The sequence below is a fragment of the Spirosoma humi genome (assembly GCF_054776575.1).
The window spans coordinates 280570-304797 of sequence record NZ_BAAHBR010000001.1; the positions used below are offsets into that span (position 1 = coordinate 280570).

25 protein-coding genes and 1 pseudogene are annotated in these 24228 nt (G+C 51.0%); 14 read left to right on the plus strand and 12 right to left on the minus strand.

Features of this window, described 5'->3' with window-relative positions:
- Positions 1 to 8: 8 nt before the first annotated feature.
- Complete coding sequence (pyrR, locus tag ACYU8Y_RS01195) at positions 9 to 548, minus strand: bifunctional pyr operon transcriptional regulator/uracil phosphoribosyltransferase PyrR (RefSeq protein WP_460933350.1); 540 nt, start codon at positions 546 to 548, stop codon at positions 9 to 11.
- On the opposite strand from pyrR, the gene ACYU8Y_RS01200 reads away from it, so the two are divergent.
- From ACYU8Y_RS01200 to ACYU8Y_RS01210, 3 genes are all read left to right on the plus strand, one after another.
- Positions 515 to 1015 (plus strand): T9SS type B sorting domain-containing protein, encoded by a 501-nt coding sequence (locus ACYU8Y_RS01200; protein ID WP_460933352.1) that lies wholly within the window; start codon positions 515 to 517, stop codon positions 1013 to 1015. The two genes, pyrR and ACYU8Y_RS01200, sit on opposite strands and share 34 nt — an antisense overlap.
- On the plus strand, positions 906 to 1466 hold the full coding sequence (pth, locus tag ACYU8Y_RS01205) for an aminoacyl-tRNA hydrolase (RefSeq protein WP_460933354.1): 561 nt from the start codon (positions 906 to 908) through the stop codon (positions 1464 to 1466). Before ACYU8Y_RS01200 ends, pth begins: the two co-directional genes overlap by 110 nt.
- Before the next feature lie 240 nt (positions 1467 to 1706).
- Positions 1707 to 2147 carry a hypothetical protein gene (locus ACYU8Y_RS01210; protein ID WP_460933356.1) on the plus strand — a complete coding sequence of 147 codons (441 nt, stop codon included), beginning with the start codon at positions 1707 to 1709 and terminating at the stop codon, positions 2145 to 2147.
- 164 nt (positions 2148 to 2311) lie between these two features.
- Here ACYU8Y_RS01210 and ACYU8Y_RS01215 read toward each other — a convergent pair whose 3' ends face one another.
- Complete coding sequence (locus ACYU8Y_RS01215) at positions 2312 to 3193, minus strand: diacylglycerol/lipid kinase family protein (RefSeq protein WP_460933357.1); 882 nt, start codon at positions 3191 to 3193, stop codon at positions 2312 to 2314.
- Between the two features lie 49 nt (positions 3194 to 3242).
- On the opposite strand from ACYU8Y_RS01215, the gene ACYU8Y_RS01220 reads away from it, so the two are divergent.
- The 3 genes from ACYU8Y_RS01220 to ACYU8Y_RS01230 all read left to right on the plus strand — a co-directional run bounded on the left by ACYU8Y_RS01220 (position 3243) and on the right by ACYU8Y_RS01230 (position 5645).
- The gene (locus ACYU8Y_RS01220; protein WP_460933359.1) at positions 3243 to 4316 is read left to right on the plus strand and encodes an App1 family protein; all 1074 of its coding nucleotides are present in this window, start codon (positions 3243 to 3245) and stop codon (positions 4314 to 4316) included.
- Positions 4317 to 4697: 381 nt separating this feature from the next.
- Positions 4698 to 4979 carry a hypothetical protein gene (locus tag ACYU8Y_RS01225; RefSeq protein ID WP_460933361.1) on the plus strand — a complete coding sequence of 94 codons (282 nt, stop codon included), beginning with the start codon at positions 4698 to 4700 and terminating at the stop codon, positions 4977 to 4979.
- 276 nt (positions 4980 to 5255) lie between these two features.
- Complete coding sequence (locus ACYU8Y_RS01230; RefSeq protein WP_460933363.1) at positions 5256 to 5645, plus strand: DoxX family protein; 390 nt, start codon at positions 5256 to 5258, stop codon at positions 5643 to 5645.
- An 87-nt stretch (positions 5646 to 5732) separates the two neighbouring features.
- Here the strand turns inward: ACYU8Y_RS01230 and ACYU8Y_RS01235 are convergent, their stop codons facing one another.
- The 8 genes from ACYU8Y_RS01235 to glf all read right to left on the minus strand — a co-directional run bounded on the left by ACYU8Y_RS01235 (position 5733) and on the right by glf (position 11726).
- A complete protein-coding gene (locus tag ACYU8Y_RS01235; protein WP_460933365.1) occupies positions 5733 to 6473 on the minus strand; it encodes a succinate dehydrogenase/fumarate reductase iron-sulfur subunit in 741 nt (246 codons plus the stop codon).
- A complete protein-coding gene (locus ACYU8Y_RS01240) occupies positions 6470 to 6712 on the minus strand; it encodes a hypothetical protein (protein ID WP_460933367.1) in 243 nt (80 codons plus the stop codon). Before ACYU8Y_RS01240 ends, ACYU8Y_RS01235 begins: the two co-directional genes overlap by 4 nt.
- Positions 6713 to 6751: 39 nt before the next feature.
- Positions 6752 to 7282: a hypothetical protein gene (locus ACYU8Y_RS01245; RefSeq protein ID WP_460933368.1), complete on the minus strand. Its 531-nt coding sequence runs from the start codon at positions 7280 to 7282 to the stop codon at positions 6752 to 6754.
- A 16-nt stretch (positions 7283 to 7298) separates the two neighbouring features.
- Entirely contained in the window at positions 7299 to 8453 is a 1155-nt protein-coding gene (locus tag ACYU8Y_RS01250) for a zinc-dependent alcohol dehydrogenase (protein WP_460933370.1), read from the minus strand.
- A 33-nt stretch (positions 8454 to 8486) separates the two neighbouring features.
- On the minus strand, positions 8487 to 8873 hold the full coding sequence (locus ACYU8Y_RS01255; protein ID WP_460933372.1) for a hypothetical protein: 387 nt from the start codon (positions 8871 to 8873) through the stop codon (positions 8487 to 8489).
- Positions 8874 to 8995: 122 nt separating this feature from the next.
- A complete protein-coding gene (locus tag ACYU8Y_RS01260; protein WP_460933374.1) occupies positions 8996 to 9712 on the minus strand; it encodes a hypothetical protein in 717 nt (238 codons plus the stop codon).
- A 50-nt stretch (positions 9713 to 9762) separates the two neighbouring features.
- Positions 9763 to 10422, minus strand: a complete 660-nt coding sequence (locus tag ACYU8Y_RS01265; protein ID WP_460933376.1) for a DUF6766 family protein — start codon at positions 10420 to 10422, stop codon at positions 9763 to 9765.
- Positions 10423 to 10604: 182 nt separating this feature from the next.
- A complete protein-coding gene (gene glf / locus ACYU8Y_RS01270) occupies positions 10605 to 11726 on the minus strand; it encodes a UDP-galactopyranose mutase (RefSeq protein WP_460933378.1) in 1122 nt (373 codons plus the stop codon).
- Between the two features lie 418 nt (positions 11727 to 12144).
- Here glf and treZ point away from each other — a divergent pair, with 418 nt between their 5' ends.
- The 6 genes and pseudogenes from treZ (at position 12145) to ACYU8Y_RS01300 (ending at position 20320) form a co-directional block, all read left to right on the plus strand.
- Positions 12145 to 14070, plus strand: a complete 1926-nt coding sequence (treZ, locus tag ACYU8Y_RS01275) for a malto-oligosyltrehalose trehalohydrolase (protein ID WP_460933380.1) — start codon at positions 12145 to 12147, stop codon at positions 14068 to 14070.
- Positions 14000 to 18256 (plus strand): malto-oligosyltrehalose synthase, encoded by a 4257-nt coding sequence (gene treY / locus ACYU8Y_RS01280; RefSeq protein WP_460933382.1) that lies wholly within the window; start codon positions 14000 to 14002, stop codon positions 18254 to 18256. Before treZ ends, treY begins: the two co-directional genes overlap by 71 nt.
- 16 nt (positions 18257 to 18272) lie before the next feature.
- Positions 18273 to 19256 (plus strand): annotated as a pseudogene (locus tag ACYU8Y_RS01285) (TIGR03885 family FMN-dependent LLM class oxidoreductase).
- A gap of 98 nt (positions 19257 to 19354) precedes the next feature.
- A complete protein-coding gene (locus ACYU8Y_RS01290; RefSeq protein WP_460933384.1) occupies positions 19355 to 19726 on the plus strand; it encodes a hypothetical protein in 372 nt (123 codons plus the stop codon).
- Between the two features lie 110 nt (positions 19727 to 19836).
- Positions 19837 to 20052, plus strand: coding sequence for a hypothetical protein (locus tag ACYU8Y_RS01295; protein WP_460933386.1), 216 nt, complete (start codon positions 19837 to 19839; stop codon positions 20050 to 20052).
- A gap of 31 nt (positions 20053 to 20083) precedes the next feature.
- Positions 20084 to 20320, plus strand: coding sequence for an ATP-binding protein (locus ACYU8Y_RS01300; RefSeq protein WP_460933387.1), 237 nt, complete (start codon positions 20084 to 20086; stop codon positions 20318 to 20320).
- A 24-nt stretch (positions 20321 to 20344) separates the two neighbouring features.
- Here ACYU8Y_RS01300 and ACYU8Y_RS01305 read toward each other — a convergent pair whose 3' ends face one another.
- Positions 20345 to 21112, minus strand: a complete 768-nt coding sequence (locus ACYU8Y_RS01305; protein ID WP_460933389.1) for a class I SAM-dependent methyltransferase — start codon at positions 21110 to 21112, stop codon at positions 20345 to 20347.
- Positions 21113 to 21301: 189 nt separating this feature from the next.
- On the opposite strand from ACYU8Y_RS01305, the gene ACYU8Y_RS01310 reads away from it, so the two are divergent.
- Together ACYU8Y_RS01310 and rlmB are read left to right on the plus strand one after the other, a co-directional pair.
- Positions 21302 to 22804 (plus strand): GWxTD domain-containing protein, encoded by a 1503-nt coding sequence (locus tag ACYU8Y_RS01310; RefSeq protein WP_460933391.1) that lies wholly within the window; start codon positions 21302 to 21304, stop codon positions 22802 to 22804.
- Positions 22777 to 23625, plus strand: coding sequence for a 23S rRNA (guanosine(2251)-2'-O)-methyltransferase RlmB (gene rlmB, locus ACYU8Y_RS01315; RefSeq protein ID WP_460933392.1), 849 nt, complete (start codon positions 22777 to 22779; stop codon positions 23623 to 23625). Before ACYU8Y_RS01310 ends, rlmB begins: the two co-directional genes overlap by 28 nt.
- 57 nt (positions 23626 to 23682) lie before the next feature.
- On the opposite strand, the gene ACYU8Y_RS01320 is transcribed toward rlmB, so the two are convergent.
- Positions 23683 to 24072 carry a c-type cytochrome gene (locus tag ACYU8Y_RS01320; protein ID WP_460933394.1) on the minus strand — a complete coding sequence of 130 codons (390 nt, stop codon included), beginning with the start codon at positions 24070 to 24072 and terminating at the stop codon, positions 23683 to 23685.
- Between the last annotated feature and the right edge of the window lie 156 nt (positions 24073 to 24228).

The following is a 24228-nucleotide window of genomic DNA, read 5'->3' on the forward strand; positions in this document are numbered from 1 at the left end:
TTTTAGTATTAGCCAACTAACCAGATTCGATCCGCTTCGGCTCCCTGTTCGGTCCACTCTACCAGTACCTGTTGCGACTCCAGGGTATTGACCCGTTTGCCGGTATAATCTGGTTTGATGGGTAGGTCGCGGTTGTAACGCCGGTCGATCAGGACAAGCAACTCCACTTTTCGAGGACGTCCAAACGCGGTCATCGCATCGAGGGCTGCCCGCACCATCCGGCCCGTAGCCAGTACATCATCAACAAGAATGACGCGTTTGTTTTCAATGATGAACGGAACATGGGTTGCGTTGGGGCGCAGGGGCGTATCGCGTCGACGGAAATCGTCCCGATAAAAGGTAGCGTCCAGGTAGCCAAAAGGCACATCGTGTCCCAGCGCCCGGTTCAGTTCGCGGGCTACGCGTTCGGCGAAATAGATGCCCCGTGGCTGTAAGCCCAGAATGACGGTATCATCGAAGTTCTGGTAGTTTTCAATGAGCTGCTGGGCGAGTCGGCTCACAACAATTTCCAGCAATGGACTGGATAAAATTAAGCGCTGTTGATTCATGGGGTAAAAATAGGAGTAAGACGGTCAGATACTGGTTAAAACTCATAAAATCATATAAAGACAAGTCCGTCATTCACCTGCTAACGGCTTGTTGGCCTGATCACGACTTTGTAAACGATGCCCTGACTATTTATTTCGCGTTTCCAACCATTATCAGTTCTGCCTTCATTGTTTATGACCGCTGGGGTGCACTCCTGTATAATCATGCTAATTTTGTGCTCTCCAGTGGAGAGTCGCTCTGGGATAGTCAACGAAATGGTCCGGCCGGTATGTACGTTTACCGGCTCGATTGCCCGTTTCCTGATGGAACACCCGTGACGTATCGCCAGTCGGTAGCCCTTTTATACAGATTGTTTTATGAAATTTCTGATTGTTGGTCTGGGCAATATTGGTCCAGAGTACGCGCTTACCCGCCACAATGCTGGTTTTATGGTTCTCGACCGGTTGGCGGCTCAGCATGGTTTTAGTTTCACGATGACTCGGCTGGCTTACACGGCCAAATGGCAGCATAAAGGCAAGCAGCTTTTCTTTATCAAGCCCACCACGTTTATGAACCTCAGTGGGAAGGCTGTGCTGTATTATATGAAACAGGAGAATATTCCGGTCGAGAATGTGCTGATTATCACGGACGATAAGGATTTGCCATTTGGCAAACTGCGCCTGAAGCCCAAAGGGTCGCCGGGTGGGCACAACGGCCTGCGCAGTATCGACGAATTACTGGGTACGCAGGAGTACGCCCGACTCCGGGTTGGCATTGGTAATAATTTCTCGAAAGGACGGCAGGTTGATTTCGTGCTGGGGGAGTTTCCGGAAGATGAAATGATTCAATTACCCGACTATTTGGACCGGGCCGGGAGTGCAACGCTCGCTTTTTGCACTATGGGGATACAAATGGCCATGAATAATTACAACCAATGATATAACTTTTTAAAGAAAATTGCATTTTTCCTGAATAGTATAAATACATAGTAACTGATATTAATATTAAAATTTTATTTGGTTTGTTGTCATTTTGTTTTAGCGGTAAGTGATTATTAGCAAGAAGGCGGCATAAAATTCGGAAGAAAATTTTGTAAAGGCCATAATGGGTACTTGTACTTTCAAACTTTCTATAGACCTTTGTGCGTTATCTAATCGAAAACAAAATAGAACAAATCAATGAAATCGCGTGTTATCTTTGCATCAGTAGTTCTTGGATTAGGATTAGTGATCACTCAGGCAAACGCGGCTACCACCACCAACACTGATGATAGCCCGGCAGCCACCAAGCCGGCAAGTGCTATGCTTGTCAATGGTTCACAAATGCAGTTTGCTGCATACATGGGACAAAACGTTGGCAAGTTTGCGCAAACTACCAATTGGACAAACTTTATGAGTGTTGTCTCTTTGTATAACCAAAGCCCAGCGGCCGTTCTGAATATCAGTGCTGCCGACCGCGCTAAGTTTAACGAAGCAGCCGCTCAAGTAACGAATACACTGGCCAAGCAAAAAGATGCGAACGCTAGTCTGTGGATGCACCAGGCCGATCACACAACACGCATGATTAATTTCCTTTGGAATGCCAATCAATCTGCTGTTGAAGCCGCTGACATTCAGTAAGATAAATCAAATCCTGATTTCTTTGGGATTTGGAACAGAAAAGAGTAAAAGTTAGTTTTTCATGTAGAAAAGGTTAAGGGTTTAGGAATAGTCAGTATAAGGTTCTCCGCTTCGATCGGGGAACCTTATCTTTTTTTAGGGCCGTTGTAGCGGTCCGATACGCGCTACTGGCTAAGTTCCTCTTTGGGTACGATTACCCGCAACGCTCCAGGATTGATTTCGGCTTTAATCGTAGTCACACGCCCTCGGTATTCGCCATCGACCTGAAAGTAGGCCTTTCGCTGGGTTTCGATCTCCACAGAAGTAGCTGGGTGGATTTCTATTTTTCTAGGATCGAAGGGGCGGTAACGCCAGAAAAGTTTGATAATTTCCCAAAAGGATAATCGGCGGAAGATAACTACCTCGAAGTGCCCATCGAAAGGATTTCCTTCGGGGTTAATAATAGCCCCCGTGCCGTACATCCGGGCATTGGCCAGCACCACCATGAAGGCTGCCCGCTGAATACACTCCTCACCAACTGTAATCGAAACCCGCAATAATCGCCGTTTTTGCAGTACCCTCACGACCCCCCGCAGGTAACCCAGCTTGCCCCGCAGGTTATTTTTTTCATAATAGCGAACGAGTTGTGCATTCAGGCCAATATCGCTTAGGTGTAAGCAGGGATCATTTTCGTTGACCTTAATAATGTCGGTTGCTCTGGGCACTCCGTTGATTAGCAGAGCGAGGCTACCGTTGATGTCGGGTGGAATACCTAATTCGCGGGCCATTCCGTTGGCCGATCCGGCCGGTAATACGCCCAGAGGAATATCCGTTCCCAGCAGAACGGTGGCTACGATTTTTATCGTGCCGTCGCCCCCAACCGCCACCACACAGTCGGGCTTGTGCTGATCGATTTGCTGGCGAATGGTGGCCTCATCCGTTTCTCCGTTCAGGTAGAATTGATGGCAGGTATGCGGTAAGTCGGCAAAAAAATTACCAATGCCATCCTCCCAAACGGTTTTGTCTGTTCCACCCGATACCGGGTTGATTGCAAATAAAAATGTCAACTTCTAAACAGATTATAGGTTATAAAAGGGCTGATACCGATTGAACCTTATGAACACTGCGCAATCTCCTTTCGAGTATAAACAAAAAATAAGCCTGAAGGGTCGAGTAAAACGCTATTTCTTAACATTACTCCGGTTGACAGATCAGCCGGTTGTGAAAGTGTATCGAGGTTTTGGGAACGATAACTCCCTTACAATCTGCGGCCATGTCTTTCGGCAAAGCGCTCTGCCGCGTCAAAAATACCGGGATATTGATTTTATTAACCTTCTGGCTGTCTTGCGGTTATTTCTAGTGCGACCCTATCCGCATACGCTGGTTCGGCTACAGATAGAAAACCAGATTGTGCAGGTTACAGCAGATGCGGATGGGTGTTTTCAGGCCGAAATTCCACTGTCAGCACCGCTACCTCCCGGCTGGCATGCTGTTCGGGCCCAACTCGTTTCTCAGACGTTAACGCCCGAAACTATACTCGCCGAGGGAGAGGGGCAGGTGCTGATTCCGCACCCATCCCGGTTTATGTGCATTTCCGATATCGACGATACGTTTCTGATTTCCCATTCGGCTACCATTGCAAAACGGTTGCTGGTGTTGTTGACCGAGAATGCTCATAGCCGGATGCCATTCGATGGCGTTGTGTCTCATTACCAGTTACTTGCCGGCGTAAATAGGGATACCCTTGCAGCCAATCCATTTTTTTACGTATCAAGCAGTGAATGGAATCTGTACGATTACATTCTGGAGTTTTCACGGAAAAATGGCTTGCCTGAGGGTGTATATCGCCTAAGTCCGCTTAAACGATTGTCGCAGGTATTGAAAACCGGCAAGGGAAAACACCATACGAAGTTTGATCGGATTGCACAGATTCTGCAAACATACCCTGACCAGCAATTTGTTTTACTTGGCGATGACTCTCAACAGGATCCGATCATTTATGAGTCTGTGGTTCAGCGTTACACGCATCAAATTCGCTGCGTTTATATTCGGCAGATACACGCTAAGCATAAAGCCAGGACAATAGAATTGATGGCGAGTATCGAGGCTAAGGGCGTTGCTTCGTGTTACTTTGTTCATAGCGCCGATGCCCGGAAACATTCTCTGGAAATCGGCCTAACTACCCCATAATGCCCATGTATAGAATGATATATACCCGATTGTAAACGGATTTAAGTGGTTAAGTGACGTTAGTATTAGTAAATAAAAACATAATAATGTAAATCATATATATATTTATTGTTCTGAGTGTATATTTTTAACCGGTATTTATGTCTGTTTTAAATATATAATAGAGATATATGGTGTATTTATAGTTTATTTTCATAAAAATTTAATAGATTTAAGTTAATTGTTATTTTTAGGCATTCAAGGGCATAACTGAGCTGTGTAGCTGTTTTATGAAATTTCCGTCTTCACTCAGTGGGGAGCTTACCAGGGCTTAGTTCTGTACTAAAATTATAATTTTATCTATCCTTTTGATTGGTAATCAGTTGATTATCTTCTAGCGCCATGAATACGGATCAGTTTAATCAATTAACCCTTTCCGAACAGGTAGTTTTAATTCCTATTAAAGGGCGCTTTGTTGCTGAACGTCAAGTCAAAAGTCAACTGGTTAAGCTCTATCACTGGGATACTATTTTTTTAGAGATTTACTACCGTTGGCCTGCATCGCGACGTAAAGGAGCCAATTGGGAACCCCTTCGGGTAAATACCTTTGTCAACGGATCGGGCTGTTCGGCTCAATTGTTGCCCTATGTAGACCAAATTAGTCTGGCGGATATCATGCCTTGACAGAGCGGCTTCGTTCCACACAGTTTTTAACCCATTTTCCAGGCTGAGTATCGGCTGCTGGAACATGAAGTTTCGGCTGGCCGATAAAATCAGGATCAGGCAGCCGATACACAACATGTCGCAAACTCACCCCTGAATGGCTTTCAATAGCCCTTACTGGCCCTAATCTATTCTGCCATTCAGCAACGCCTGTCTGTGTTGTCTCTGCCGTAGATTAATGTTATATTGATGAGCTATTCCTCTCAATAGCTGGTGATCTAACGAACAGCAGGGGCTATGAAAAAAACAAATATTGTTTACTGGGTTTTTACGGGCTTATTCGCCTTCGCCATGCTAGGTTCGGCCATACCTGATATTATGGTAGTTCCGATGGCCGTGCAGGGGTTTAAGGAAATAGGTTATCCGACCTATCTAATTCCGTTTCTGGGCGTTGCCAAGCTCCTGGGCGTCATTGCTATACTCGTTCCTGGTTTTCCACGGCTTAAGGAATGGGCGTATGCCGGTTTGTGCTTCGATTTGCTGGGGGCCGCCTACTCCGTCTACAGTGTCGGTAAACCAGTCGGCGACTGGATACCCATGCTGGTATTACTCTTGATTGGGGCTGGTTCCTATAATTTCTACCACAAAAAGAGTCAGCTACAGTCCAGGGTGATGGAGGCTGTTTAGGCTGTACATAACGAAGAAGACGTTTGACAAGCCAGTATGACCTGTTCGCAGAAATCATGCTTGCTCAATCAAACGTCTTCTTCTTGTTTACTTGATCTTGGCGCCCAGATATTCCCGATTCAGCCGGGCTATGTTTTCCAGCGATACGGAAGCGGGACACTCGACCGCGCAGGCACCCGTGAACGAACAGGCGCCAAACCCTTCCGAATCCATTTGGGCAACCATGCGTTCGGCGCGCTGCCGACGTTCTGCCTGTCCTTGCGGAAGCAACGCAAAACGGGATACCTGAGCGCCCACAAACAACATAGCCGATGCATTCTTGCAGGCCGCTACGCAGGCCCCACAGGCAATGCAGGCGGCCGCGTCCATGGTTGTCTCCTGCGTTTCGCGGGAAACCAGAATCTCATTAGCTTCGGGTGCCGATCCTGTGTTGACCGAAATGTAGCCTCCTGCCTGCACGATCCGGTCGAAGGCCGATCGGTCGGTGGACAGATCCTTGACGATGGGGAATCCCCGTGCCCGCCAGGGCTCAACCACAATGGTATCGCCGTCATTGAAGCTACGCATGTATAATTGACAGACAGCCGCTCCGGTTTGAGGACCGTGTGGCCGCCCATTGACGTACATTGAGCAGGAGCCACAAATGCCCTCGCGGCAATCGTGATCGAAGGCAATGATCTGCTCACCCTTATGCGTTAATTGGCCGTTGAGCGTGTCGAACATCTCCAGAAAAGACATATCCGGGTCAATGTCAGCCATTTTATACTCTACTAACTTACCGGGTGTGCTGGCATTTTTCTGCCGCCAGATTTTTAGCGTGACATTCATGCGAAACGACTATTATCTATACCGTTCCTTTGTAATCCCATCGGCCCGCCGACGCGGTGGTCTTTGATGACAACCCCATTGGCGTTTTTCAGTAATCGGCGAGCAAACCGATCGCCTTTGATAATGCCTCGCTCATCAGTCTTTGTCGCTACGTCGTATCGGCCAAACCGGAAGGCAATCATCTTGGATGGTTCGTACTTTTTGTTGAAGTGCTTGAGCAGCCGTTCGCCTATCTTCATGAGTAATGAATGTATGCCTGACAGAAGGAATCGGTTCGCTTATACGAATCGTTTGCGAACGCCGGTCGGCTTCTTCTTGCGGCTCAGCAAAGCGATTACGGCGGTGGTCACCACAACCCCAACCAGTACATTCTGCACGAGTCCTTTTCGGTTATATTTCCAGTCGGCCTTCCAGCCCTTTTCGGCGAAAATGTTAGGAATATGCCCCCGCTTCAGATCATCTACGATTCCCTCCACCACGTTGATCCGGTCGGCAAGAAGCAAGGGGAGCCAGTGGCCGTATTCAGATTCACTGAACGTAAACGCATACCGGCGGATTGCCCCGCTCAGGCCCGCCGGTGGCGATGAGGTGCCAAATACGGCCGTCAGCGAAGGGCGCTCGTTGGAATGAAGCACCTCTACCGTCGCTGGTTGCAGCGGTGGCCGTTCCCAGTTTATCCGCTGATGGTCGTCACCGGTATAATTTTTTATGGGGTAGGTCGGCTCGTTGCGCGGGTCGGCATCTATTCCCCAGCCGTTTATGTGCGAATAATCGCCAGGTGTTTGTTCTGCTATCGGAGTTGGTTCCATACTACGTTGATCTGTTTTATTTTCTGGCGGAGGGGGGAATCAGAATTGGTTTGATGCAGTCGTCCAGTTTGGCCGAAAAAATGTGATAAGCGTCAGCCACTTCTTCCAGCGGTACCCGATGCGTAATAATTTCTTTGGGATTCAACCGGCCCGCCTGAATGTGATCGATGAGTCTGGGCAGCAGGCGTTTGACCGATGCCTGGTTGGCCCGAATCGTGATGCCTTTATTAACGACGTTACCAATAGGGACTAGGTTGTCCGTAGGGCCGTAGACACCTACGATGGAGACAATACCGCCCTTTTTGACGGAATTGATGGCCCAGTGAAGCGCCGTCGCCGAGCCAGCCTGCAGAAGTAATTTCTTACCGGTGATGGTTTGAAGTGGGCTGCCGGATGCATCGCCCCCCACAGCATCGATACAGACATCCGCTCCGAACCAATCGGTGGTTTGCTTGATAAACAGCACCGGGTCTTTCATCGACCGAAAATTATAGGCTTCGCATTGCGCGTATTTACGAACGAAGTCAAGGCGGTAGTCGAGGTGGTCGATAACGATGACACGTCCCGCGCCAAACAGCCACGCACACTTGGCCGCCAGAATGCCCACGGGGCCAGCACCGAAAACGACAACCGTATCGCCTTGTTTGATACCCCCCATTTCGGCCGCCTGATAGCCCGTTGGTACCACGTCGGTCAACAGAACGGCATCATCGTGATCCATCCAGTCGGGAATAATGGTCGGTCCTACATCGGCATAGGGTACCCGAACAAATTCGGCCTGTCCACCATCGTAGCCACCAGCCGTATGCGAATAGCCAAATATGCCACCAACGGCCGTCGCTTCAGGATTGGATTCATGGCAATTGCCGAAGAGCCCCTGTTTACAAAAGGCACACTTTCCGCAGGCTACATTGAAAGGCACAATGACATTGTCGCCGACTTTCAGGTTCTGAACAGACGGGCCGATCTCGTCGACGACCCCGATAAATTCGTGTCCGAAGGTCATGCCTACCCGTGTGTCGGGAACCAGGCCATGGTAAAGGTGTAAATCAGACCCGCAAATGCAGGAGCGGGTTACCCGAACAATGGCATCGTTGGGGTGTAAAATTTCAGGAATGGGTTTCTGAGCGGCCCGTACGCGAAACGGACCTCTGTAGTTCATGGCGAGCATACGTCAGATTGTTAGGTTATGAATTTCTTAGGACTACTGATTCCCGGAGCTTCCTGACGAGGTGCCGCCTGTTTTGCTGCCTTGCTGACTACTTTGTCCGGCGTTTTTACCACCCGATTTGCTGCCCGTCGTACTTTTTCCCTTTGGCGAAGGCGATGAGCCTGAGTTGGCAGATACGCTGGCCGACGCCGAGCCTGTTCCTTTTGAGCTTGCTTTCTGCTCCGCGTCTTTGTTATACGGCACACCTTTGCCCGTTGTCTGGCTGGTATTGGCCTGACGGGCGTTATTTTGCGGGGATGAACTCTGGGTGCCTCGCGTGCTTCCTTTGTTGTTACTGCCTGTGTTGCCACCGGCCTGAGCCCATACGCTCAGTGACCCCAGCAACAGGGCCATGGTGAGTACGATGCCTGCTTTTTTCATACATTCGTCGGTTTAAGAACGTGAGAGCCACGTCCTCATAAAACCAACGCTGTCAGACCATGGGGTAATTAAAGGTGAGAGAGTAAGGTAACGGTCTTGGCGAGTTCAGCCGCCTGTCAGTATTATTTAGGCGTATAGGTAAGCTGAACGACAAGACCCTGATTACCATCCTGATTGGAGCGACGCCAGCCCAGTGCCAGCGGAAGATGCTTTTTTAAGTAGACTTCCACGCCTAGTACCAACTGGCCATATTCGTGGGTGCCGGTGGCCCAGTCGCCCAGAAAATGAACTTTCTCGTACCAGACACCCGCATCGATACCCAAGTGCATCCCAACGGTTGAGCCTTCGGCCAGGTAGCGGTGATTGCCGGCATAGGCCCCGATAACGGCCTGGTAATGATCCTGATCAAAGCTGGCGCCCAGATTCGCGTAGCCCCAGCCTTCCCAGGCGCTGCTGTTTTTTGTCGGGAACAGATTGAGACCCGTTTGCCCGCCAAGGCCAAGATGCAGGGTTTCGGTCAGGTCAATCGTTCGCTGGGCGTTAAAGAGTAGTAAAGGACCGTAAGGCATCTGTAGTGTCGTATCGTTGCGTTGCCAGCTATGCTGCTCGGGCGAATAGTCGAGGTTGTACACGTTCAACCCAACTTCCCAGTTTCGGCCCAGACCAAAATTAACCGTTGTCGACGACCGAACCTGCTCGCCATTGATATCAAACTGCTGCTGCGCCATAATCTTATGCGTTGGCGTTATGTCTGACGAGGGTACGCTGAAAATGGTTTGCTGAGCGAGGGCCGACAGACTCCAGCTTACGAAAGCTCCGAGAAGAAAAAGTTTTTTCATGTTGAGATAAACAAAGGAGGTGTTACACGGAGCTAACCCCGGTGTAGCCTTTATTCGCCCGTTTCCGAATGGGGGGCGTCGACAGGTTTGGATTGGGGTGACCCTTTCTGCCGCAGAAAAATAGACAATACGACAACGGACAGTACGGATAAAAATTCGCTCTGCCAGTTTTGCAGCGACTGGAACCAGAACTCACTCGTCCCCAGAAACTGCCAGAACGACAGTTGTTCGGATTTTCCCATCAGGACCTGCTCTGCATTGTACTGCTTTACCCCGCCCATAGCATGCAGGACAAAAGACAGGCCGAAGAGAAGAAAAAAGGCAATGCTGAGCGAATTCTTGTATAAGGCCAGTATCCAGCCGCCCTTCCGAACGGGCCAGGGAGCGCCCTTCCGGGTAGGCGACGGCTCCCGGTCGACTTCTTCTTCTGAATCCAGACTTTTTGATTCCGAGGAGCCTTTCTGCCGAAGCGATACGGTCAGAATTACATACAACCCCATTTGCAAAAACTCACTCTCCCAGTTTTCGAAAACAGCCTCAATGCAGTGGCCGCTGGTCAGATAAGCACCAAACGTAAGGGGAGACCGTCCGTAATCGCTCAGCTCATTATTGAACTCATGCCAGCCGACAACGAGTTGGCCCAGTAACGTTAAGATCGTAATGACGAGCAGCAGTATGGAAAGGCCATTTTCATATAGAAACTTTTTCATGTGAATGAGCGGTACGAATGGATGAGAGCAGCAGGCAAGGGCGAAACGAAGCCGACCAACTAGAGTAACCGAATCCATTTTCCTTTGTTTTTACTCGAATCTCAAACTTGATTATACAACGAAGCCCCGAATGGTCGGGGCTTCGTCACGAATGAATCAATCAGGAAACTCGGTGTAATCCGTTACCCTTTGGCTACCTCATGGAGCGACTCGGCGCCCACCAGTTTTTTATACAGAGTCAGAGCCTGAGCGACTACCTGATCCATGTTGTAATAACGATACGTACCCAGACGGCCTACAAAGTGAACGCCGGTCTGTTCGTCGGCCAGTTCTTTGTACTGACGGTACAAAGCCGCATTTTCAGGGCGTGGAACCGGATAATACGGATCGCCTTCGTCCTGTGGATACTCGAACGTAAGGCTGGTTTTGGGGTGTTCCTGCCCGGTTAATTTCTTATACTCGGTAATACGCGTATACGCGTGATCGTTTGGATAGTTGACCACCGAAACAGGTTGGTAATCAGGCGTATCGAGTGTCTGGTGATCGAAGCGGAGTGACCGGTAGGGGAGTTTGCCAAAGCAGAAGTCGAAGTACTCGTCGACCGGACCCGTATAGATCAGTTCATCAAACGACAATTGGTCTTTCACCTGCTTGAAGTCGGTGCTCAGCATCTGGTGGATGTTGGGATGATCGACCATTTTTTCGAACATCTTCGTATACCCGTGGAGCGGCATGTACTGAAACTCGTCCGTAAAATAGCGGTCATCCTGGTTGGTACGGGTTGGAATCCGGGAGGTCACCATCTTGTCGAGCTCCGACGGGTCAACGCCCCACTGCTTGCGCGTGTAGCCCCGGAAAAATTTCTCGTATAGATCACGACCGACCTGACTGACAACGACATCTTCGGATGTGCGGATGTCATCAACCTTTTCGCCAACGGTTTTAAAGTATTCTGCCAGTTCTTCGGAGGTGAAGTTATAGCCGTATAGTTTATTAACAGTATCGAGGTTAATGGGAATGGGGAGCAGTTTGCCATCGACCGATGCCAGCACCCGGTGTTCGTAAGGACGCCATTCGGTGAACTGCGACAGGTACGAAAACACGTCGGGCGAATTGGTGTGGAAAATATGCGGCCCGTAGAGGTGAATCAAAATGCCGTCTTCGTTGGGGCAGTCATAGGCGTTTCCGCCAATATGATGACGTTTGTCGATGAGTAGAACTGTTTTTCCGGCCTGACTGGCTAAGCGCTCGGCCAACACACTACCGGCAAACCCGGCGCCAACAATGGCATAATCGTAATGCATAGAAACGAAATTGAATTGGTAACTGATTTATAGGTTCTGCAACGCGAGGCTAATTTCGTTCACATTGCGGGCTAATCTGATTAAAACGTATTGCGCAGGTACAGACACAAAGCAAGTAGCCATCGGTAGCTGCGAGAGGATAAATGAAAGGAATACTCTCCGCTACCCTATACAACTCATAATATAGCCAAATAGTCTTTACGATTGTCAACTCTGTTAGGCTACGGTCCAGTTTATCTGTTTTACGGATTTCTTCCTGACCCGTTTCCTCATTTTGTCAGCAACTCCCGCTAACGGGCTGTTAGACTTGGACGTCAGGCAGACCTGTTCGAATGGGGTAGACCCACCTTGGGTAAGACCCGTCAGGCTGACGGCATAAAACCTGCCTGAAACACTGTAGATATAATTTTTTGCGAATATGATACACCTCACTAATAGCGATCAACGCTCGCTAGGGGTAACCTTCCCGGCCGAAAATCAGGCAAATATCGTGTTGTGGGCACCGCTTGCCAAACACGTGGCTATTAAAATTTATGGCGATCAGGCGGCAATTCCGCTAAAGAAAGAAGAACTGGGGTACTGGCATTTAGCAACCAGCCAGCTCAAACCCGGCGACCTTTACACCTATATTCTTGATGGCCATCGGGAATTCCCCGATCCTACTTCCCTAAGCCAGCCGCAGGGCGTGCATGGTCCCTCGCAGGCGGTCGATACGAAAACGTTTCACTGGGAAGACGATTGCTGGGTAAACCCTTCTCTGGACAGCTATGTCCTTTACGAAATACATACGGGCACATTCACCCAGGAAGGAACCTTTCAGTCATTGGAGAGTAAGCTGGATTATTTGAAAGCCCTGGGCGTAAATGCCATTGAAATCATGCCCGTGGCTCAGTTCTCCGATTCCCGCAACTGGGGCTATGATGGGGTATACACCTATGCCGTTCAGAGTTCCTACGGCGGAGCCGCCGGATTGCAGCACCTTATCAACGCCTGCCATTACAAAGGCATCGCCGTGGTGCTGGACGTAGTTTACAACCACTTCGGTCCTGAAGGCAATTACGTAGGTGAGTTTGGTCCGTACCTGACCGACAGATATTGCACACCTTGGGGAAAGGCCGTTAATTTTGATGACGCCTGGTGCGATGGTGTCCGTCGGTACGTCATTGAAAATGCGCTCATGTGGCTTCGGGATTTTCACGTAGACGCCCTGCGGCTGGATGCCGTTCACGCCATCAAGGATTTCAGCCCGAAACACATCCTTCAGGAACTGCGGGAAGAGGTCGATAAACTCATGGCAAAAACGGGTCGTCGGCACTATCTGATCGTTGAGAATGATCTGAACGACCCTCGCTTTATTAAACCCGTGTCTGAGAATGGATACGGCATGGATTCCCAGTGGAACGACGAATTTCACCATGCCCTGCGGGTTTCTATTGGCGAGGAGCCAATGGGTTACTATAGTGATTTTGAGGGCATCGGTCACCTGGCTAAAGCGTATCAGGATTCCTATGTATACACCGGTCAGTTCTCGGAGGTGCGCCACAAACTCTTTGGCCAGGCGGCCGACACGAATTCAGGCCAGCAGTTCATCGTCTTTTCGCAGAACCATGACCAGGTGGGCAACCGAAAACTGGGTGAGCGGTCGAGCCAACTGTACAGTTATGAGAGCCTCAAGCTAATGGCTGGTGCCGTATTCGTCAGTCCGTACATTCCCCTGCTATTTATGGGCGAAGAATGGGGCGATACCGATCCGTTCTTCTACTTCGTAAGTCATTCCGAACCCGAATTGGTGGATGCCGTTCGGAAAGGCCGTAAAGAAGAATTTGCCGCCTTTCACTCGGAGGGGGAGGTGCCCGATCCGGAAAGTGATGAAACCTACGAACGGGCCAAACTACAGTGGAATTTGCTGGAGCAGGAATCGCACCAGCTTTTACTGCGCTACTATCAGACCCTGATTGCCCTGCGCCAGCAGCTACCGGCCCTGGCCCACCTGGAACGGAACCAGCTCGATGTCAGTGCCGACGAGGAGAAAGAAACCCTGATTCTGCACCGGTGGCACGAGGACCAGCACGTGCTTTGCCTGATGAATTTTTCGGATCAACCACAACCCATATCCCTGCCAGAAGCCGGAGAGGCTGGCGTAGCCTGGAACAAATTGCTCGACTCTGCCGACGCCTTCTGGCAACCCCAATCCCAGGCGGAGGCCAGTTCAGCGCCCGAAACTGTAGCGGTTTCTGAAACAATTCAGATAAAACCCGAGTCGATTATTATATATGCACAACATCATAAAAAATCCCGTTTCCACCTACCGGATCCAATTTCACAGCGGCTTTACCTTTCGTGATTTTGAGCGCGTCATTCCTTATCTGGACAAGCTGGGTGTCCAGACCGTTTATGCATCACCAATATTCGAAGCTGCACCGGGCAGCATGCATGGCTACGATTCCGTAAATCCTCATCGGATAAATCCCGAAATCGGGACTGAAGCGCAGCTCCGCGTCATAAGCAAAGAGCTTACTCGCCGGGGCATGCGCTGGATTCAGGACATTGTTCCCAATCACATGGCTTTCCATCCGCATAACACTTGGCTGATGGATGTGCTGGAGAAAGGTCAACTGTCCCGCTATGCCCGCTTTTTTGATATAGACTGGCAAAGTCCGGTGCACGAAGGCCGTCTGATGGTGCCCTTTCTGGGAAGTCCGCTGGACGAGGTTATCGAGCAGGGCGACTTAAAAATTACGCACAAGGCCGGCACGTTTCGGGTCACTTATTTCGATACGACGTATCCGCTGCACGCCCGCTCTTACGCGACGATTTTGCGGGCGGGTAACGAAAAACCAGGCAAAGCCATTGCCGCCTTGCTGACCCAGCTCGATCAGCTTTTGACGGTCAGCGATCCGGATGCCTACGCGCAGCAAAGTGCCGACTGCCAGGAACTGCTTGCCGGGTTAAAGAGCGATGCCACCAGCCAGGCGTACCTTAAACAGTGCCTAACTACGGTGAACAAGTCGCCTGAACTCGTCAGGCAGATTACCGACGAACAGCCGTACCGGCTCTGTTACCATGCCGAAACCGATCGGCAGATCAACTACCGACGTTTTTTTACGGTCAACGCCCTGATCTGTCTCAACATTCAGGATCCCGTCGTTTTCGAGGCCGTTCATGAATTGCCCAAACGACTGCTCGAAGCCGGCATCTTTCACGGTCTGCGCGTCGACCATATCGATGGACTGTACGACCCCAGCCGATACCTGGAGCGACTGCGGGCGATGGCTGGTCAGGAAGCGTATATCGTTGTCGAAAAAATCCTGCAAAACGACGAACAGCTTCCCCTTCACTGGCCCATTCAGGGAGCCACGGGGTATGCGTACCTGTCGATGGTCAACAACCTGTTCACCCGCACCACCAGCGAGGCTAGTTTTACCCGTTTCTACCATAAGTTGCTGGGCGAGAAAATGGCCGTTCGTCAGGAGCTGTATGACAAGAAATCGTACATCCTGCACGAGAACATGAATGGGGAGCTGGACAATCTGCACGGGCTTTTCCGGTTGCTGGACCTAGGTGATCAGGACAAGCTGTCGGGCATAGCCCCCGAGCAGTTAAAAGCCGCTATCGGAGAATTTTTGATTCAGTGTCCTGTGTATCGGTATTACGGCAATCAGATGCCGCTGAATCCTGAAGAGAGCGATGAGGTGCAGGCAATCATGAATCGAGTCAGGAAGCGTAACCCCGAACTCAGTCCCGCCGTCGATGTGCTGGAAGAAGCCATCGTGCAGAAACCACAGACGGCAGGGGATGACTACAACGAGCGGGCACTTCGGTTTTACCAGCGGTGTATGCAATTTACGGGTCCGCTGACGGCCAAGGGGGTGGAAGATACGCTGATGTATACGTATAACCGCTTCATTGGCCACGACGAGGTCGGTGATTCGCCGGAATATTTTGGGCTGACCGTCGAGGATTTTCATCAGAAGATGCTTGATCGGCAAACGCACTGGCCGCTGGCGCTCAACGCCACCTCAACGCACGATACCAAACGGGGCGAGGATGTACGGAGCCGCCTGAATGTGCTCACCGACCTGACCGACGAGTGGATCGCTACGGCTCAGGAATGGCAGCAGCTCAACCAGGACCTTAAACTGAATGATCCCGACAATGAGGCCATACCCGCCGAAGGGGCTCCGGACCCCAATGGTGAGTACTTTATTTATCAAACGCTGGTGGGCGCTTACCCGATGCCGAATCAGCATGAGGATGATTTCCCCAATCGCCTGACGGAATACCTGCAAAAAGCGATGCGGGAGGCCAAACGTAACTCGACGTACAGTGAACCAAACCTAGCTTACGAAGAAGCGACGAAAACGTTTGCCCTACAGCTACTGGACCAGAAACGGCCTTTCTGGAAGAACTTTCAGGCTTTTCACCGCCGGATAAGTGATTTTGGTATCATTAACTCCCTGGCTCAGGTCGTCCTTAAATGTACCTGCCCCGGCGTACCCGACATTTACCAGGGCTGCGACGGCTGGGACCTGAGCATGGTGGACCCCGATAACCGGCGCCCCGTTGATTTTGCGTCCCGTCAGCAGTGGCTGGATGACCTGATGTCGGCCGATCCGGAGACGATATGGGCGGATCTGTGGGAAAATCGCTACGATGCCCGCATCAAGCTCTGGCTGGTGCATACCCTCCTCACCGAGCGGAATCGACATGCCGAGCTATTTGCCAATGGTCACTACATTCCCTTGCAGGTGGAAGGCCGTTATAAAAAGCACGTGCTGGCCTTTGCCCGGCGGTATGAACAAACCTGGTACGTCGTTGCTGTGCCGTTGGGTGTGGCTCAGTTATGCGGCAAACAGGACGATGTTTTTGGGTTAGACTGGCAGAACACCCGCATCCTCCTACCTGTTGAAGCTCCCGACAAGTGGCGGCATTGTTTGCAAAAAGCGGAAGGTAAAGTCAACGATGGAATCGCCGTTGCCGACTTGTTTGCCGGTTTGCCACTGGCCGTGCTCAAGCTGGAAAAGCGCCCCAGTGAGCGCAAGGCGGGTATTTTGATGCCCATCCCTTCGCTGCCTTCACCATTCGGCATTGGTGATTTTGGGCCGGAAGCGACGGCTTTTGCCGATTTTCTCAGCCGTAGTCAGCAAACCTATTGGCAGGTTTTACCCCTCAATCCAGTGGGTGCCGACTGTGGGTATTCGCCTTACAGTGCTGTATCGAGTATGGCCGGAAATCCACTGTTGCTCAGTCCAGTCTTGCTGGCGCAGGAGGGATTTCTGGGCGAAGCCGATTTGCCGGGTTATCATCAGCCCGTTACAAATCACCTTGATTACAAGGCGGTCAGCCAGCGCAAAAAAGAGTTGCTGGTGAACGCTTACCAAACGGCTCAACGCGACCAGTCGACTAGTCAGGAGTTTGCGTTCTGTCAGTTCTGCGAGCAGGAAGCTTACTGGCTGGACGATTTTGCCCTCTATGCAGTCCTGAAAGAGCAGCATGAGGACAAACCCTGGCATGAGTGGCCGACAGCCTACAAATTTCGGGAGCAACAGGCGCTGGCAACGTTTCGCAACGAACAGGCGGAGGCCATCAACCAAGCAAAATGGCTCCAGTTTGTCTTCGATAGCCAGTGGAAAGCACTGAAAAATTATTGCAACACCATCGGGATTCAACTGTTCGGTGACCTGCCTTTCTACGTAAGCTACGATTCGGCAGATGTATGGGCCAACCCCGACTTGTTTTGCCTCGATAAAGAAGGCAATATGACCAGCGTGGCCGGTGTACCTCCCGATTATTTCAACGCCGACGGGCAGCGCTGGGGCATGCCTATCTTTCGGTGGGATGTGCTGAAAAAACAGAACTACGGGTGGTGGGTTAATCGGCTCCGCAAAAATATGGAGCGCTATGATTTGCTGCGACTGGATCATTTTCGGGCGTTTGCCAGCTATTGGGAAGTACCCGCCGATGAGCCGACGGCCATCCACGGCGAGTGGAAACCCGGTCCCGGCGCCGACTTTTTCAGGCTGTTGCAGCAGGAACTGGGCGATCTGCCGTTTGTGGCCGAAGACCTGGGCAAGATCGACGAGGCTGTGTATGCACTGCGGGATGAATTCGGATTACCCGGCATGAAAGTCATTCAATTTGCTTTTGGCGAGGATATGCCCGAAACGGTCAATAGCATGCACCACCATACGCCGAACTCCATCGCGTATACCGGTACCCACGACAACAACACCAGTATAGGTTGGTATCGGCAGAATGCGAATAAAGAAAACCGCAGCCAATTGGAGCGCTACGTGGGTCACCCGGTTTCGGAAGAGGACGTGCATTTGGTGCTGGCCCGACTCGCGTATGCATCGGTGGCCAATCTTGCCATTCTGCCCTTGGCCGATGTACTGGGGCTGGACGAATCTGCCCGGTTGAATACGCCAGCTTCCACCGCCAGCAACTGGACCTGGCGGCTGCTTCCTGAACAATTAACACCCGCTATTGAACAGCGCCTTCGCGAATTGACGACGGTGTATGACCGGTAGACAAACAAATAATCTTATGCTAAAAATTGGCTATCACGCATCCCACGAGCAATTTAAGCCCAGTACGTTGTTGCACTATGTACAACTGGCGCAGCAGGCGGGCTTCACGGCCTGCTCCTCATCCGACCATTTTCACCCCTGGAGCAACCGGCAGGGCGAAAGTGGCTTTGCCTGGTCCTGGCTAGGCGCGGCTTTGCAGGCTACTTCACTTTCGTTTGGCGTCGTCAACGCGCCAGGACAGCGGTATCATCCGGCCATCATTGCTCAGGCAGCCGCTACGCTGGCCGACATGTTTCCCGAGCGGTTCTGGATGGCCGTTGGTACCGGCCAAGCTCTCAACGAAGCCATTACGGGAGAGAAGTGGCCTGCCAAAGCCGACCGGAATGCCCGGTTGAAAGAATGTGTCGATATTATCCGGGCCTTGTGGGATGGACAAACCGTTACCCACAAGGGGCTGGTGACGGTTGAAGAGGCAACGTTATACAGCCGTCCTGCCATAAAACCGTTAATTTTTGGGGCGGCCGTAACCAGCAAAACAGCCGAATGGGTTGGCAGTTGGGCGGATGGCCTGCTGACCATATCGCAGCCTGCCGACCAACTGCGGGAGGTGGTCGATGCGTTCCGGCGCGGGGGCGGTGCCTGAAAACCGATGCATTTGAAGGTACAACTGTCTTATGCCGATACCCAGGCCGCTGCCCAGCAGGGTGCTTACGATCAATGGCGGGGCAATATTTTTCCAAACGGTATGCTCACCGACCTGCGTCGGCCGGAGCAGTTTGATATGGCCGGCGACCTGGTTAACCTAAATGAGGTTGACAAAATGGTGCGTATTTCGGCCGATACCAGCCAGCACCTTGCGTGGTTACAGGAAGACATAGCCCTGGGGTTCGAGCAGCTCTATCTGCATAATGTCAATCTGGAGCACGAGCGCTTTATCAATGATTTCGGGCAGTACGTACTGCCCGATTTACTCAAGCCCGCTACCGTAGTACAGGCATAGGAACAAGGTCGTATCGCTACGGTCACTATAGCGGTCAGCTTTTGCCCGTCTTACCCACAAATCAGTTTTCACTCAACAACGTATAAACAACTTCTTTTATGACGCATTGGGCAAGGAGCATCTGCGGGCTTTCGCTCGCTTTGCTGGCCGGTTGTCAATCTGGTGTTCGTGACCTTGATTTCATGAACAAGCAGTTTGTGGCCACGTTTAACGTCGACTCGACGAAGGGAATTGATAGCACGAACCTGGCGACACTGAGTGGCTCGAAAGCCATCTACAGCTTCAGCGAAGATGGCAAAGGGACGAATCATATTCAGATGGGTATGTTGTCGAAAGACACGCCCTTCACCTGGAAAGTACAGGGCGATAGCCTGTTCATCGATAACAAACCCTATACGATTAAGCAACAGGATCAGGGATTTACGCTCAAGTCTGATTCGGCCAAGATTTTTCTAAGTCAGCAACAGTAACCGAGTAAGCGGGGCGTAAGCCACGGGGAACAGCACGTTCGCTACGGGTCGACAATCAGTTTAACGTCCGATTCAGTATGGCTTCTTTTTCATCGAACAATCCACTGTGAGTGACCGATCTGATTACGTTTTTGTTCAATCGCTGGGAAACGCTGTTGACTAATTGGCAAACGGCCTATGGAGCGGATGCATCCCTCAAAAAGATTTCCACGCTGACGCGCGCAGAGTTCAATAATCTGATTTCGGTCATTCTTGAGTCGCTGGAGCAGCAGTCGTTGGACCAACCTATCCAGACAGATCCGATATTGGCGGCCACTAGTTCATAAGCAACTCAGGCCGACTGTCGAACCAACTAGTGTGCTGGCTCCCGAGGAAGTTCAACCCGTTAAGTCACTACCCAGCCCTAGTCAGGAGCTGCCCCCTAATCCTTGGCCGGAAGAGTCGGCCAGGCCAGCCGAAATGCATGGCGAAGGAGCAGGTTTACAGATTGTCAAACGACTGAGTGAGTCGGTGGGAGCGAGCGTTGACATTGAACGCATATCCGGACGGGGTACGCTCGTGCGTATTCGAATGCTGATGCAACCGCCCGTATAGCCTTTTCCTCCGCTACAAACTACCTTACTTCGTTGCTACATAAAAGAAATCCAGGCTTCCGGCGGGATCTTTACTCACTACATAATCGGTGTAGTTGATCTGGGCGGCCAGTCCGTCGGCTTGCAGCAGCCGGTTTCGGTTCAGGCGATTCATCAGATCGTAGGGGACCTGCAAAAGTCGGCGGGGCAGGCGGTACTGTAAGTTAAAAATATCGAAGCGCGTCAGTTTTTTAACCGATTCTTTATTCTGCTCATAGTACGTCATCACTTTCTCATTGCCATGAATACCGCGCGTTTCTACCGCTGGGAAGTACTTCGCCATCAGCGCCTTTAATCCATCCGCATAATACTCCCGAACGTGCCAGGGATTGCGGGTGAGGGAGAAGGTTTTATTAACCGTTGTCAGCAGTAATTTTCCACCTGGTTTCAGAACACGATGCGCTTCCTTTATGAATAAATCGTCGTTTTCGATATGCTCAATTACCTGAAAGGTCACGATATAATCGAAGGTGTTGTCGGGTAGGCTACGCAGCGGGGGAATGTTGGCGGCAATAAATGTCGAACTCGGGTACTCGGCGCTGAGGGCGGCAATTAATTCCTCATTTTTATCAATGCCCGTATAGTGATCGGCCGCTTTCGTCAGCAATTCCAGCCCCCGTCCCCAGCCACACCCAATTTCCAGCACCTTACCGCGTACAGTAGCGGCTGCTTCGACATAGGGGAACAGGAGCCGTTGGTGAACCGGATTGTCCGATGCGATTTCGGCAGAGGTAATTTCAGTTGTCTTGTACATGCGTTTGCAATTCAGTGGGCAAAATTACTCTTTTGTATAAGTAAAGAAAAATGAACCGCTTCGGTAACCCAAAATGGGCACTTTTTTCGTTATTACTGGACATTCCTTCATCAGACCCATGAGCCGGGCCGCCGTTGCGGTTTTAGTGACCTTAGGGGTCTAAAAGCTTTAGAGATTACAACATTGTTTATGCGTATTCTATCTGCTTTACTCTTTATTTTTTTCCTGTCAGGAGCCTGTTCATCCAGCAAAAAAACGCAGCAGGCCCGCGCCAATGCGGCCTATGACGCCCGCACAGAAGCGCAGCGACACCAGGTCGGGCCGCGTCAGGCCGAGCCACGCCAGGCCGGACTGGGTCAGGATAATCGCCCGGCAACTCCGCGTTCCGAAGAAACTCAGCGAGGCAACGCTGGTATAGCCCGTGATGATTCTCGGCCTACGGGAACAGTGAGCCAGAATCCGGCACCCGTCAAAGTAATGACGGATGGCCCGGCCCTGGGCACAACGCCAGCGATATCGGGTAAATCTGCCGGTGAATGGATGGTTACGTCGATCAAGGGGAAATTTTTGGCAACCGATACGACCAGCGTTCGGGTGTATATGGACATAACGGCGAAGTCGCCAACGGGCGACCCGGTGCTCGACCCTGCGGCCTTTGTAGAGCATTTTTTGATTGCCTATGTGATGTATCCCGACTACAATAACCGGGAACGGCTGGGGTATGGCACGGTCCCCCTAACGACCCAGAATGTGAGCGCCCAGGGCGATCACTTAACCCTGACGTTTGATGTAAAACGGCCTAAGGAAGCCGCCAGTGCCGTTCTGCTCACGGAGATCACCGAAACGACAAATGGAACAAAAGCCCGTAACGATCTGTCGCTCCGGTTCAAAGCCACCAAACTAAGCGATCGCTTCACGTTGTTTGACAAAGCGGGGAAACTGCCCCACCTGCGTAGCTATGTCAATGTCGGTGATACCGTTATCATTCGGGACGTAAATGGCACCAGCAAACCGTTGTATGGGTTTCGCTATCGGCACGATTTCGAAGCGGCCTCATCGCCGATGAATACCTCACCTCGTCCGGCAGCCAAATCGCTGACCGAGGATTCGACCCTGACTATTTCCACCAACAAACCCTTCGTTATTCCGCGTGAAGGACTTTATTATTTTGTAGAGGATACGACCGATGCGTCTGGTATTGGTCTGGTAGTGGCCGACAAGCGGTTTCCAAAGCTCACCCGCCCCGAAAAACTGATCAAGCCCGTTTTGTACATGAGTACCAGTTCGGAGATCGGCGAACTGAATCAGGCGCAGGATACCAAGAAAGCGTTTGACCGGTATTGGCTGAGTTTAATGTCGGGCAATGAAGAAGTGGCCCGCAAAACCCTGAAGGCGTATTTCGACCGGGTCGAAGAAGCCAACCGGTTGTTTACGAGTTACAAAGAGGGCTGGAAAACGGATAAAGGCATGATTTACATTGTGCTCGGCGCACCCGACCGGGTCCAACGGAACCGCGAACGCGAAGTGTGGGTTTATAATCGCCGGGCCAATGTCTCGGAAGTAAACTTTACCTTTACAAAAAAACCGAATCAATTTGTCGAGGATCATTACGAACTGGTGCGCTTTATTGAGTATCAGCCGGTCTGGTACCCGATTGTCGAAGCATGGAGAACCGGAACAATTCGCGAGTAAACCGCCCCACTAACTCCCGTCCTGGAGGGCATCGGCCCGGTGGGTCAAGACCACAGTTTCGTCCGCAGCCCGACGAGATGGTGTTTGGTATTCAGTCAGTTATTGAAACGCTCAAGTCAGAGCAGCAGATCGATAAATTATACATGGAGAAAGGGATGAGCAATCCCGACATCCAGAATTTAGCGTTTCAGAATCGCGTTACTATCCAGCGCGTGCCGGTCGAGAAACTGGATCGCCTGACCCGCAAAAATCACCAGGGTGTGGTTTGTCTGGTGGCGCAGGTGCAGTACGTCAAGCTCTCGAATGTTATCGCCGACGTGTTTGAGCGGGGTGAAACGCCCTTCTTTCTGCTCCTGGACCGTATTACCGACGTCCGGAACTTCGGCGCTATCGCCCGTACGGCGGAGTGCACAGGTATCCAGTGCATCGTTATTCCGGGTCGGGGTGCTGCTGCGATCAATTCCGATGCTATGAAAACCTCATCGGGCGCATTGAACCATATTTCGGTCTGCCGCGAGCCAGACCTGACGGAAACCGTCAAATATTTGCAGGAGTCAGGCATAACGGTGGTGGCCTGTACCGAAAAATCGAGCCGCGACCTATACGAGCGCAGCACTGATTTGACGGGTCCTATGGCAATCATTATGGGATCGGAGGAAGACGGCATATCGCCCGAGCTACTCCGGATGGTCGATACCCACGTCAAGATTCCACTGCTGGGGGCTGTTGGTTCATTGAACGTATCGGTGGCAACGGGCGTGGTCCTGTACGAAGCCGTACGGCAACGAAGCCTGATGGGTACTGCGGAGAAGGAAAGTTAGTTTTGACCATCACCACCACATAAAAAAAGCACCGGCATTAAAACCGGTGCTTTTTCATTACGCTTTTTTACCTTTTGGTTTCGCTTTGGTGGCTCCCCCTTTTTTGGCTGGGCTGCCATCGAGCGAGTTGATCCAAACGGCTAATTTCATGGCATCTTCCTTTGGTACCTGCTTCATAGCGGCCATTGGTGGATAACCAGGCCAGTGTGCTGGAATTGGGTTATAAATAAGGTTGACGATTTCCTCGTTAGAATATTTCTTCTTGGCTACGTCTGCATAGGCCGGACCTACCAGCCGTTGGTTCGGCCGGTGACAGGCAATACAGGTGTATTTCGTCATCAGGGTATTCATCTCCTCTGGAATATCGGATGGAGCCTGTGCGTTAGCGTCGATAGCGGCCAGGGCCAGCGAAGCCGAAGCGATAAAAATGCCGACTAATTTTTTCATGAGAATCGGGTAAACGATAAATGAACGAACAGATTGATTGAGCTCAATAAGTTAACCGCGCAAAAATAGATGCTTTGGGATGATAACCCAATTTTGAATTCGGTTTTTCCTATTAAACCAAAGATTAGACACTTGTTCCTGAAAAACGTTTAATTA